This is a genomic window from Vibrio sp. 1159 (assembly GCF_033340395.1).
Classification (GTDB): Bacteria; Pseudomonadota; Gammaproteobacteria; order Enterobacterales; family Vibrionaceae; genus Vibrio; species Vibrio alginolyticus.
In genome coordinates this window covers 1-12029 of sequence record NZ_JAWOWL010000036.1, presented here as the reverse complement: position 1 = coordinate 12029, position 12029 = coordinate 1, and the positions used below count along the sequence as shown (strand labels likewise).

Here is a 12029-nt window from a genome sequence, read left to right as displayed (position 1 = left end):
GCTTTAATTGCATTATGCTGTACAAAAAAGTATAACAATTTGATAACGGATAAAAATAACCACAAGGACGACCATTTGGCTGTTGCACCGTCTATTCTCCCAAAAGTTCTGGTCATTTATGCTCATCCAGAGCCACATAACTCGATTGCCAATCAAGTGATGATAAAAAAAGCTCAGTCGCTTGATCACGTCACTGTGCACGATCTTTACGGTGTTTACCCTGATTTCTTTATTGATGTGAATTACGAACATGAGTTGTTGCTCGCTCACGATGTGATCGTATTTCACCACCCACTTTATATGTATTCATGTCCAGCCCTATTAAAAGAGTGGCTAGACCGAGTGTTAGGTAAAGGCTTTGCATTTGGCGGAGGTGCGGCGCTAGAAGGAAAATACTGGCGCAGTGTCATTACAACAGGTGGTAAAGAAGAAGCCTTCAGCGCGAAGGGGTACAACAAATACCCACTTGAGCAAATCTTGCAACCGTTTGAACTGACGGCAGCCCTATGCCAAATGCACTGGATTGAACCACTGGTGTTGTATTGGTCAAGAAATGTTTCAGATATTGAACGCTACGAACATGCCGAGTTATACCGTGGATGGCTGAGTAACCCACTTGAAAACTGGCAAGCGGCAGATCGAGGAGGTCAGTATGGCGATCACCAGTGAGTTTCTTCAAAGCAGTGTGGTCTTTCTTTCGGCTGCGGTTATTGCGGTGCCGATTGCTCAGCGCCTTGGGCTTGGCTCGGTTTTAGGTTATTTACTCGCTGGTGTGTTGATTGGCCCATGGGGGCTTGGCTTAATTAGTGACGTTGATGCCATTTTGCATTTTGCCGAGCTTGGGGTTGTGTTGTTACTGTTTTTGATAGGGCTGGAATTAAACCCTAAAAAATTGTGGCAGATGCGAGGGCCGATTTTAGGTTTAGGCGGTGCGCAGGTTGTGGTCACGACCGCCGTGATTGGTAGTGTCGTCAGTATGTTTGGCGTAAGCATGCAAGTGAGTTTAGTTATCGGGATGGGGTTGGCGCTGTCCTCGACGGCGATTGCACTTAAAGTCATTGAAGAGCAAGGGCTTAATGGTACCGAAACGGGGCAATCTGGTTTTGCGGTGCTGCTCTTTCAAGATATTGCAGTGATCCCGATGCTGGCGATGTTGCCCTTGCTAGCAGGCGGGCATAGTGGTGGAAGTTGGTTGGATGTCTTCACTATTTTAGGCAGTGTGGTAGCACTGTTGATTGGTGGTCACTTTTTACTACGTCCGCTATTTCGTTTTGTCGTGATGAGCGGCGTTCGTGAGCTCTTTACCGTTGCTGCACTTTTAGTCGTGCTTGGCATTTCGGTCGTGATGCAAAAGCTCGGCCTTTCGATGGCATTGGGGACTTTTTTAGCAGGCGTTTTGCTGGCAGAGAGTGAGTATCGCCATGAGTTGGAAATCGCTATCGAGCCATTTAAAGGTCTGTTGTTGGGGTTATTCTTTATTGCGGTGGGCATGGCAGTAAACTTGGGGTTATTGGCATTACACCCTTTAGAGATTCTCGGTGCGGTGGTGGCTTTGGTCGTGGTTAAGGGTTTGGTTTTGTATGCATTGGCGAGAGCTGCCCGTGTCGGAGCCAAAGCGAGAAGCCGTATGGCTGCAATTTTGAGCCAAGGCGGTGAGTTTGCCTTTGTCATATTTACCGCGGCGAGCCAAGAGGGCATTTTGTCCAAAGAGCAAGTGGCGTTTCTGTTGGTGGTGGTCAGTCTATCCATGGTGACGACTCCTCTTTTGCTGATGGGACAAAAGAAGTGGTTTGCTCATACCCTCAATCAAGAAGAAGAGGGCATGACCACGAAAGTCGTGGATCGCCGACCACGCGTTATCATTGCAGGCTTTGGACGTTTCGGTCAGATCGTCGGACGTTTAATGTATGCCAATAAAATCAAAGTGACAGTATTAGAAAGTGATGCCAGCCAAATCCACCTATTACGTAAGTATGGTTACAAAGTGTTTTATGGCGATGCTACACAAATTGACCTATTGAGAGCTGCTGGCGCTGATAAAGCGGAAGCATTGATTATTTGTACTGATTCACCTGATGAGGTGATGGCCATCGTGGACATTTGTCGCGTGCACTTCCCGAAACTTAAGTTGTTAGCCCGAGCAAGAAGCCGTGTCGAGGCTTACCAGTTAATGAGTCATGGTGTAGAGAATTACTCTCGTGAAACATTTTTAGGGGCGCTAGATCTCGGTCGCCAAGCGCTCGTAGAACTGGGTATGCATCCTTATCAAGCAAAGCGGGCAGAAGCACATTTTCGCAAGTTGGATAATGCTATGCTTAAGGACTTATTGCCTCAACACAATGAAGATAAGAAATTAGCTCAAAGGGCGAAAGAGGCACGCAAAGAGCTAGAAGAAATATTTGGTCGTGAAATGGAGAGCGACCATCAGTCACCTAATCATTGGAAGTAGTACTTGAGCCAAGACTCAAGCTAAGGAAATAGCGTGAAAATCAAGAAACGTTTCATTGCCGGCGCTAGCTGCCCAAATTGCAGCCAGCAAGATACCCTGCGCTGGTGGATTGAAAATAACATCGAGTTAGTTGAGTGTGTCGAGTGTGAGTTTACAGAGCAGCGCAAACCACAATCTGTAGAGAAAAATAAACACTCAGATCAGGAAATGATCGGAATTTTTAAGCCGGAATAATTGAACTTCGATAATTGATCCCCATAATACACCCAGATATCTCAGTACTTAACCCCATTCAGGTTAAGTCAATTAATCTCCCTGGAGTTAGTATGAAAATTGAAAAGAACGTTGTTGCAAGCCTTGCATACAAAGTAATGATGGAAGACGGTGTCGTTGTTGATCAATCAACAGCAGAAGCACCTCTAGATTACCTTCACGGTCACAACAACCTAATCACAGGTCTTGAAAAAGAACTTGAAGGTAAAGTGGCTGGCGACAAGTTCTCAGTAACGGTAGCTCCTGAAGAAGCTTACGGTGAGCACAACGATGCGCTAGTACAGCGCGTTCCTGCGGACGTGTTCCAAGGCGTTGAGCAAATCGAAGTGGGCATGCGCTTCCTAGCTGACACTGACCAAGGTCCAATCCCTGTTGAAGTAACAGAAGTTGACGGCAACGAAGTGGTTGTTGACGGTAACCATATGTTAGCTGGTCAAACACTAACTTTCGAAGTAGAAGTTATGTCTACACGTGAAGCAACAGCAGAAGAGATCGAACACGGTCACATCCATCAAGGTGGTGGCTGTTGTGGTGGTCACGATCATGACCACGATCACGAAGAAGAAGGCGGCTGCTGTGGCGGCGGTAGCTGTGGTTCTCACTAATCATAAGCTCCTTCACTAGATAATCTAATCTAGCAAAGCTTTGAAAAGCGCAAGTTGAGTTTTCAACTTGCGCTTTTTGTTTATCTAAGGTGTAGTGCCAACCATACAAGGAATAACAGTTGGACAAAGCGATGACGAAACCTTTCTCGATTGCCATTCATGGTGGTGCGGGCACCATCTTGCGTGAACAGATGAGCGGTGAGCTGCAACAATCCATCTTGGCGGATTTAGAAGCTGCGGTAAAAGCGGGACATCAAATTCTAGACACGGGCGGTGAAGCCTTAGATGCAGTCGTAGCGGCAGTGAAAGTATTGGAAGACTCTCCTAACTTTAATGCGGGTAAAGGCTCAGTGCTGACCAACAACGAAATGGTTGAAATGGACGCTTCTGTGATGGATGGGCGAAACCTTGCAGCAGGCGCGGTCGCTGGGGTTCGTCATATCAGAAACCCAATTGAGCTCGCTCGTGACGTGATGCGAAACAGCAATCATGTGCTGTTGGTGGGTGAGGGCGCAGAGAAGTTTGCTTTTGAGCAAGGCCATGAGTATACCGAGCAAGATTACTTCTTTACTGATCGCCGTTATGAGCAGTTGCTGTCTATGCGTGAGAAAGGACTGTTTGCTTTGTCGGAATCTCGTTACCCAGATGACCGTAAGCACGGTACGGTTGGTGCGGTAGCGTTAGATCAACAAGGCAACTTAGCCGCTGCCACCAGTACGGGTGGCGTGACGAATAAGAAATACAACCGAGTCGGAGATTCGGCTCTTATTGGTTGTGGTACGGTGGCCGAAAATGGCGTCGTGGCAGTTTCCACTACGGGTGTCGGCGAGTTCTTTATTCGTAAACGTGTTGCGGAAGACGTTGCAGCACGTATGCGTTACTTACAAGAAGATATTCATACGGCTTGTGAACACATTATCCAAGGTGATCTCAAACAGATGGGCGGAGAGGGCGGTTTGATTGCCATTGATGCTAAAGGTGAGATGCACTTTGCGATGAACAGTTCTGGCATGTACCGAGCAGGCATTAATACGCAAGGCGAGCTGAGCGTTAAAATCTACGCCGACGAATAGCTTCCTCTTGAGTACCTTCTTAAGTAATTAATACAACAAAGCCCAGAACATGTTCTGGGCTTTATGCTATTTGAGCCTGCATTTTAATAATGCGGTGGTGGGGTTTCTTCTGACGGATCGGCTAAATTCGACGAGTCCATATTTTTTACTTTACCTACCACATATTTCATCTGATCGAGCATCTTGGTAATTTGCAGTTGTTGCTGCGATAAAGCTCCGTTCAGATCTTCAATAGTCTGTTCTTGGAACGCAAGCTGACATTCTAAGTCATTAATGCGTGCTTCCAATTGCTGAATGATTTTTTCTGTCATGATCCGTTCTCTAACTGCCAAGCTTGGGCAATACCTGCTGAAGTAGCAGTAATTACGCGTTGTTTTGAATCAAAGGCTGCATCATACACGACCGCACGGGGAGGGCGAGTGTCTTTTTTGGGCTCCACTTCAAATCCACTCATTCGTTTTCCGGTTTGAGTATCCCATATCGACACACGGCCAGAAGGGCTTCCTGTGACTAGTTGAGTCCCGTCGTCAGAAAATCGTGCGGTAGAGAAAATTAATTGGCGTGACCAACTGCTCAACTGTGTGACTTCTTGTCCAGTTTTTAAATTCCAAACAATCGCTTGGTTTCCGCCATCAGATGTCATTGCTAATTTTCCATCTCTTTGCAGGGCCACGCGAACAATTCGTTGTTCATGTTCGAAGGTTCGTAGTACTTGTCCGGTTTCGGTATCCCACAGATACGCTTTATAGTCATTACCTCCGGTTAGGGCGAAGCGCCCATTAGGAGAAATGGCCACGGAATTGACTTTTTCACGATGCGCAAGGAACTCCATGCGACGCCCGGTGACTAAGTTGACATAAATTGCTTTACCGTTGGATAACCCAAGCAGAACTTGTTCACCATTACTGGTGATATCAACGTCGCGAATGAGCGCATCAGAGATAGACCAAAGGCCTTCGGATTGCGTCCAGCCTAGGTCCCAAACTGCGAAGTTCATTTGGCTTGCTGTAATTGCGTAGCGACCATTGTCAGATATGCGGATATGGGAAACCACATTGGCATCGGCATCGAGTTCACCCAGGTTGGCTAGTTGTTCATTTTGCTCTAGGTCCCACAACATCAAATGACGTTGTTGAGAATAGAGCAGAGCAAACCGTCCATCTCTGCTAAGTGCGAAGCTCGTCGCACCTTGAGGTTCTATCGGCCAACGCTGCACTTCACGCTCGGCGAAAAAGCAACCATTTAACGTGGTGATGACAATTAAATATAGGAATAAATGAAAAATTCTTTGCATCACATCTAATAATCCGGTTTGTGTCTTAAGACATATAGCTAGTATATTGGTATAACGATTGTCTTCACTAGTCTCATAGAAGATTTGTGCACAACAACCAATGGCAGAGCCATTATTGGGAGAATTTAATGAAATCAGTTTTAAAAGTGTCGCTACTTGCTGCAACAGTTATGCTAGCGGTAGGTTGTCAGAAAGAAGAAACTAAAACAGAAACCGCACCTCAAGCAGAACAAGTTCAAGCAGAAACCGGTAAAGCGGTTCACTTTAAAACCGACGACGACAAAGCGGCATACGCAATCGGTGTTTCATTTGCTAACTACCTAAGCACAAGCATCGACAAGCCAAGCGAAATCGGCATTAATCTTAACAAAGATTTGGTACTAAAAGGTATCGAAGACGTCTTCAAAGGCAATGCTGAATTGAATGAAGAAGAAACACGTGCAGCACTAGAATCTCTAGACAAGCGTGTTGCAGAAAAGATGCAAGCACAAGCGGCTGAGAAAGCAGCTGAAGCGAAAAAAGCTGGCGATGATTTCCGAGCTGAGTTTGAGAAGCAAGAAGGCGTAGTGAAGACAGATACAGGTCTTCTATACCAAGTAATGACACCAGCTGAAGGTGAGAAGCCAAAAGACACTGATACGGTTCAAGTACACTACAAAGGTACTCTGATCGACGGTACTCAGTTCGACAGCTCATACGATCGTGGTGAACCTGCAACGTTCCCACTTAACCGTGTAATCCCAGGTTGGACAGAGGGTGTTCAGCTAATGCCTGTGGGTTCTAAATTCAAATTCGTTATCCCGCCAGAGCTAGCATACGGTGACCAAGACACACCAAGCATTCCTGCTAACTCAACGCTAGTATTTGAAGTTGAGCTGCTAAAAGTTGAGAACGACAACGCAGAGCAATAACAATAAGCTGCGATAAGTTATTGAAAAAGGTCCGTTTAACGGGCCTTTTTTGTTCTAGGTCACTAGTTGGTGAGTTTGCTAGGTTGCTTTTCAAATTTTCTGATAAACTTACACCAATTTGTTGATTTTTCGCTCGAAGGCTTATGACAACTACAGAAACAATAAACGCGGAGATGTTGCTCGAAATGGAATCCGTTAACGTGATGCCGTTTACCGAGCACGACAAAATCATTTTAAGATCTTATGAGGCGGTCGTGGATGGTATCGCCAGCCTGATAGGTCCATTTTGTGAAATCGTTCTTCACTCTCTAGAAGACTTAAATACCTCTGCAATTAAAATCGCTAACGGTGAAAACACGGGGCGCCAAGTCGGCTCACCAATCACTGATTTAGCGCTTAAGATGCTAAAAGACATCGAAGGCTCGGAGCGCAACTTCTCACGTTCGTACTTTACCCGTGCAAAAGGTGGCGTGTTGATGAAGTCGATTACTGTCGCCATTCGTAATGGCGAAAATCGCGTGATTGGTTTGTTGTGTATCAACGTCAACTTGGATGCGCCTTTCTCGCAAGTTCTTCAGTCTTTCATGCCGACGCAAGAAGCGAAAGAAGCGGCTTCCTCGGTCAACTTTGCTAGTGACGTAGAAGAGCTGGTGGACCAAACTGTTGAACGCACCATCGAAGAGATCAATGCGGATAAATCCGTGTCTAACAACACCAAGAATCGCCAGATCGTGATGGAGTTGTACGACAAAGGTATCTTCGATATTAAAGATGCCATCAACCGTGTCGCGGATCGCCTTAATATTTCAAAACACACCGTTTACTTGTACATTCGTCAACGTAAAACCGAGGATGATGAAAGGTGAGTAAACTGACTTACACGTTAGTGGTGAATGGTCCCGTTTATGGCAGCCAGTCAGCGCGCAGTGCTTATCAGTTTGCCAAAGCGGTGATAGAGCAAGGCCATCAGCTAGTGAGCGTCTTCTTTTATCAAGATGGTGTGACTAATGGTACTGCTTTGAGTGTGCCAGCCAACGATGAATTTGATCTCAATAAGGCGTGGCAGTCTTTGGCTAAAGAGCATGGTGTTCGCCTAGAAACTTGTGTCGCGGCCGCTTTGCGTCGCGGGATTGTAAGTGAAGAAGAAGCGAATCAACATGGTTTGGTTCAGAACAATCTAGCCGATGGTTTTGAACAAGCAGGCTTAGGTAGCCTAGCTGAAGCGATGTTAACCCAAGACAGAGTGGTACAGTTTTGAGTCAGTTAACTTATCTATTTCGTAGTGCGCCACATGGCAGTGCAGCTGGTCGTGAAGGTGTGGATGCACTGTTAGCCGCGTCGGCTTACTGTGAAGATATCAGCGTCATTTTCATGGGTGACGGGGTATACCAGCTTCTACTCGGACAAGACCCCAACAATATTTTGAGTAAAGATTACGCGCCGATGTTAAAGCTTTTCGATTTATACGACATCGAACAAGTCTTTGTGTGTTCAGAGTCGTTAACCCAGCGAGGTTTGGCGCAAGCGGATTTAGTCATTGAAGCCCAAGCGTTAAGCTCAGAGCAGCTCAAAGATAAGTTACAACACGCTGGTAAGCTACTGTCTTTTTGAGGAAGTTATGTTACACATCATAAAAACAGTCTCTGCTCTAGAAGACGCTATGCCTTTATGCAGTGAACAGGATGACATCTTACTTATAGAAGATGCAGTGTACGCTGCTAACTCGCAACATAAAGCATTTTCCCATCTTAAAAACCGCAGCGTATTTGTGTTAGAGAGCGATGCACAAGCTCGCGGTATTGCAAATCGTATCAGTCCATCGCTGACGATTGTGAATTATTCAGGCTTCGTTGAACTAACAGCAAAACAGGATAAATCCCTAACTTGGGATTGAACAAGATTTGCTGTCGACAAAGCTTTACGGATGAATTGTTCTAATTGAACAAAAAAGATCCGTATATTTCTTGACACACCTCTCACTGCTGCATAGAATTTTGCGTCCCTAACTGCATTGGCAGTTGGGGATAGATTTTTCACAAAGCTTACTTTCAAGTAAATCAGGAGCTAGTTAATGGCAACTATTAACCAGTTGGTACGTAAGCCACGTGCAAAGCAAGTTGTTAAAAGCAACGTGCCTGCACTAGAAGCGTGCCCACAAAAACGTGGTGTATGTACTCGTGTTTACACTACTACACCTAAAAAACCTAACTCAGCACTTCGTAAAGTTTGTCGTGTTCGTCTGACAAACGGCTTCGAAGTTACATCGTACATCGGCGGTGAAGGTCACAACCTTCAAGAGCACTCAGTTGTTCTAATCCGTGGTGGTCGTGTTAAAGACCTTCCAGGTGTGCGTTACCACACTGTTCGCGGCGCACTAGACTGTGCTGGCGTAAATGACCGTAAACAAGGTCGTTCTAAGTACGGTGTGAAGCGTCCTAAGTCTTAATGGATTCCGTTAAGTAAGGCCAAACACTAAATTATTTTTAATTTTTTGAAAAAACTGAAAAGTTTTGGATAAAACCTGAAGAAGACAACGGAGATAAATCCATGCCACGTCGTCGCGTCATTGGTCAGCGTAAGATCCTTCCAGATCCAAAATTCAAATCTGAATTGCTGGCAAAATTCGTTAACATCCTAATGGTTGACGGTAAAAAATCTACTGCAGAGAAAATCGTTTACACTGCACTAGATGCTATGGCTGAAAAGTCTGGTAAAGACCACTTAGCTATTTTTGAAGAAGCTCTTGAAAACGTTCGCCCAGCGGTAGAGGTTAAATCTCGCCGTGTTGGTGGTTCAACTTACCAAGTACCTGTAGAAGTACGTCCGGTTCGCCGTAACGCACTTGCTATGCGTTGGTTGGTTGAAGCTGCGCGCAAGCGTGGTGAAAAATCTATGGCTCAACGCCTAGCTGCTGAAATGCTAGACGCGTCTGAGAACAAAGGTACTGCGGTTAAGAAACGTGAAGACGTTCACCGCATGGCTGACGCAAACAAAGCGTTCGCTCATTACCGTTGGTAATACCTTCTGTGCTGCGAGGTTCTCTCGCAGCACTTTTCTATACTCTAAGGTACACCTTAGTAAGAGGATACAATCGTGGCTCGTAAAACTCCTATTGAGCTCTACCGTAATATCGGTATCTGTGCTCACGTAGATGCAGGAAAAACAACCACAACTGAGCGTATTCTGTTCTACACTGGCCTTTCTCACAAAATCGGCGAAGTTCACGATGGTGCAGCAACCATGGACTGGATGGAGCAGGAGCAGGAGCGTGGTATCACTATCACATCCGCTGCGACTACTACATTCTGGCGTGGTATGGAAGCACAGTTCCCTGAGCATCGCGTAAACATCATTGATACCCCTGGACACGTTGACTTTACTATCGAAGTAGAGCGTTCTCTTCGTGTACTTGATGGTGCTGTGGTTGTGTTCTGTGGCTCATCTGGTGTTGAACCTCAGTCTGAAACTGTATGGCGTCAAGCAGACAAATACCACGTTCCACGTTTGGTATTTGTAAACAAGATGGACCGTGCGGGCGCAGACTTCCTACGCGTTGTGAACCAAATTAAGAATCGTCTTGGTGCGACTCCTGTTCCAATCCAGCTGAACGTTGGTGCGGAAGATGAGTTCAGAGGTGTCATCGACCTTATCAAGATGAAAATGATCAACTGGAATGATGCCGATCAAGGCACTTCGTTTACTTACGAAGACATCCCAGCTGACATGATTGAACTTGCTGAAGAGTGGCGCAACCACATGGTTGAATCCGCTGCTGAAGCTAGCGAAGAGCTGATGGACAAGTACCTTGAAGAAGGTGAATTGACTGAAGCTGAGCTCAAACAAGCTCTACGTACTCGCACACTAAATAACGAAATCGTACTGGCTACTTGTGGTAGTGCGTTTAAGAACAAAGGTGTTCAAGCGGTACTGGATGCAGTAGTTGAGTTCTTGCCATCGCCTGTTGACGTACCTGCAATTAAAGGTGTCGACGAAAGAGAAAATGAAGTTGAGCGTCATGCTGACGACAACGAACCTTTCTCTGCGCTAGCGTTTAAGATTGCGACTGACCCATTCGTGGGCACGTTAACTTTCATGCGTGTTTACTCCGGTGTTGTAAACTCGGGTGACGCTGTTTACAACTCAGTAAAAGAGAAGAAAGAGCGTTTCGGTCGTATCGTTCAGATGCATGCGAATAAGCGTGAAGAAGTGAAAGAAGTTCGCGCTGGTGATATTGCAGCTGCTATCGGTCTGAAAGACGTAACAACAGGTGACACACTGTGTGATCAGAACCACAAAGTGATTCTAGAGCGCATGGAGTTCCCTGAACCAGTTATTCAGATTGCTGTAGAGCCTCGTTCTAAGGCAGACCAAGAGAAAATGGCTATCGCGCTAGGTAAACTAGCAGCGGAAGATCCATCATTCCGCGTGGAAACGGACGACGAATCAGGTCAGACTCTGATCTCAGGTATGGGTGAACTTCACCTAGACATTATCGTTGATCGTATGAAGCGTGAATTCAGCGTTGATTGTAACGTTGGTAAACCTCAGGTTGCTTACCGTGAAACCATTCGTGGTAAAGCGGAAGTTGAAGGTAAGTTTGTTCGTCAATCAGGTGGTCGTGGTCAATACGGTCATGTTTGGGTCAAACTTGAGCCTTCTGAGCCTGGTGAAGGTTTCGTATTCGTAGACGAAATCGTGGGCGGTGTGATTCCTAAGGAATACATCAGCTCGGTATCGAAAGGTATCGAAGAGCAAATGAATAGTGGTGTTCTAGCGGGTTACCCTGTACTAGATATTAAAGCTACACTATTTGATGGTTCTTACCACGATGTAGACTCAAGCGAGATGGCGTTTAAGATCGCTGGCTCGATGGCATTCAAGAAAGGTGCATTAGAAGCACAACCTGTGATTCTAGAACCTATGATGAATGTCGAAGTAACCACTCCGGAAGACTGGATGGGTGACGTTGTTGGTGACCTAAACCGTCGTCGCGGTATCATTGAAGGCATGGACGAAGGTGTGGCTGGTCTTAAGATCATCCGTGCTCAAGTACCACTATCCGAAATGTTCGGTTACGCAACTGATCTACGTTCTGCAACTCAAGGCCGTGCGTCTTACTCTATGGAGTTTCACGAGTACGCTGAAGTGCCGAAAAACTTCGCAGATAAAATTATTGCAGAGCGTGGTTACTAATTGACGATTGAACTGCAAAAAGTTTACGACTTTTTGCGAGATCAGGGCGTCCAAATATTGCGCTAACGGGCGTTGGCGCATAAAATAACAATTTCTGGCGCGTCGTCGATCAATAATGATCACGACGAATCATAACTAGGAAGGAACACGATCGTGTCTAAAGAAAAATTTGAACGTACGAAACCGCACGTTAACGTTGGTACTATCGGCCACGTTGACCACGGTAAAACA

Annotated in this window: 15 protein-coding genes; 13 read left to right on the top strand and 2 right to left on the bottom strand. The window is 45.8% G+C overall.

Going from position 1 to position 12029, the window contains the following annotated elements; all coding sequences use genetic code 11:
- Window positions 1-75: 75 nt before the first annotated feature.
- The 5 genes from kefG to R7127_RS21435 all read left to right on the top strand — a co-directional run bounded on the left by kefG (window position 76) and on the right by R7127_RS21435 (window position 4400).
- A complete protein-coding gene (kefG, locus tag R7127_RS21455) occupies window positions 76-669 on the top strand; it encodes a glutathione-regulated potassium-efflux system ancillary protein KefG (protein ID WP_005381444.1) in 594 nt (197 codons plus the stop codon).
- Window positions 653-2449: a glutathione-regulated potassium-efflux system protein KefB gene (kefB, locus tag R7127_RS21450; protein ID WP_017633740.1), complete on the top strand. Its 1797-nt coding sequence runs from the start codon at window positions 653-655 to the stop codon at window positions 2447-2449. Before kefG ends, kefB begins: the two co-directional genes overlap by 17 nt.
- 33 nt (window positions 2450-2482) lie before the next feature.
- Window positions 2483-2683 (top strand): YheV family putative zinc ribbon protein, encoded by a 201-nt coding sequence (locus R7127_RS21445; RefSeq protein ID WP_005381449.1) that lies wholly within the window; start codon window positions 2483-2485, stop codon window positions 2681-2683.
- A gap of 92 nt (window positions 2684-2775) precedes the next feature.
- Entirely contained in the window at window positions 2776-3327 is a 552-nt protein-coding gene (gene slyD, locus R7127_RS21440) for a peptidylprolyl isomerase (protein ID WP_005381451.1), read from the top strand.
- A gap of 131 nt (window positions 3328-3458) precedes the next feature.
- Window positions 3459-4400 carry an isoaspartyl peptidase/L-asparaginase gene (locus R7127_RS21435; RefSeq protein ID WP_318142798.1) on the top strand — a complete coding sequence of 314 codons (942 nt, stop codon included), beginning with the start codon at window positions 3459-3461 and terminating at the stop codon, window positions 4398-4400.
- Between the two features lie 83 nt (window positions 4401-4483).
- On the opposite strand, the gene R7127_RS21430 is transcribed toward R7127_RS21435, so the two are convergent.
- Complete coding sequence (locus R7127_RS21430) at window positions 4484-4711, bottom strand: SlyX family protein (RefSeq protein ID WP_005381455.1); 228 nt, start codon at window positions 4709-4711, stop codon at window positions 4484-4486.
- Window positions 4708-5694 carry a WD40 repeat domain-containing protein gene (locus R7127_RS21425; protein WP_017633742.1) on the bottom strand — a complete coding sequence of 329 codons (987 nt, stop codon included), beginning with the start codon at window positions 5692-5694 and terminating at the stop codon, window positions 4708-4710. The genes R7127_RS21430 and R7127_RS21425 overlap by 4 nt, the downstream gene beginning before the upstream one ends.
- Before the next feature lie 128 nt (window positions 5695-5822).
- Between R7127_RS21425 and fkpA the strand changes: the two genes are divergently transcribed.
- The 8 genes from fkpA to fusA all read left to right on the top strand — a co-directional run bounded on the left by fkpA (window position 5823) and on the right by fusA (window position 11798).
- Window positions 5823-6605: an FKBP-type peptidyl-prolyl cis-trans isomerase gene (fkpA, locus tag R7127_RS21420; RefSeq protein ID WP_017821751.1), complete on the top strand. Its 783-nt coding sequence runs from the start codon at window positions 5823-5825 to the stop codon at window positions 6603-6605.
- Window positions 6606-6748: 143 nt separating this feature from the next.
- The gene (locus tag R7127_RS21415; protein ID WP_005382804.1) at window positions 6749-7471 is read left to right on the top strand and encodes a transcriptional regulator; all 723 of its coding nucleotides are present in this window, start codon (window positions 6749-6751) and stop codon (window positions 7469-7471) included.
- Window positions 7468-7863, top strand: coding sequence for a sulfurtransferase complex subunit TusD (tusD, locus tag R7127_RS21410; RefSeq protein ID WP_017821752.1), 396 nt, complete (start codon window positions 7468-7470; stop codon window positions 7861-7863). The genes R7127_RS21415 and tusD overlap by 4 nt, the downstream gene beginning before the upstream one ends.
- A complete protein-coding gene (gene tusC, locus R7127_RS21405) occupies window positions 7860-8216 on the top strand; it encodes a sulfurtransferase complex subunit TusC (RefSeq protein ID WP_005382801.1) in 357 nt (118 codons plus the stop codon). The genes tusD and tusC overlap by 4 nt, the downstream gene beginning before the upstream one ends.
- Before the next feature lie 7 nt (window positions 8217-8223).
- Window positions 8224-8499 (top strand): sulfurtransferase complex subunit TusB, encoded by a 276-nt coding sequence (gene tusB, locus R7127_RS21400; protein ID WP_005382799.1) that lies wholly within the window; start codon window positions 8224-8226, stop codon window positions 8497-8499.
- Window positions 8500-8676: 177 nt separating this feature from the next.
- On the top strand, window positions 8677-9051 hold the full coding sequence (rpsL, locus tag R7127_RS21395; RefSeq protein WP_004399892.1) for a 30S ribosomal protein S12: 375 nt from the start codon (window positions 8677-8679) through the stop codon (window positions 9049-9051).
- A gap of 101 nt (window positions 9052-9152) precedes the next feature.
- A complete protein-coding gene (gene rpsG, locus R7127_RS21390) occupies window positions 9153-9623 on the top strand; it encodes a 30S ribosomal protein S7 (RefSeq protein WP_005382796.1) in 471 nt (156 codons plus the stop codon).
- 75 nt (window positions 9624-9698) lie between these two features.
- On the top strand, window positions 9699-11798 hold the full coding sequence (gene fusA, locus R7127_RS21385; protein WP_005382794.1) for an elongation factor G: 2100 nt from the start codon (window positions 9699-9701) through the stop codon (window positions 11796-11798).
- Window positions 11799-12029 lie beyond the last annotated feature (231 nt).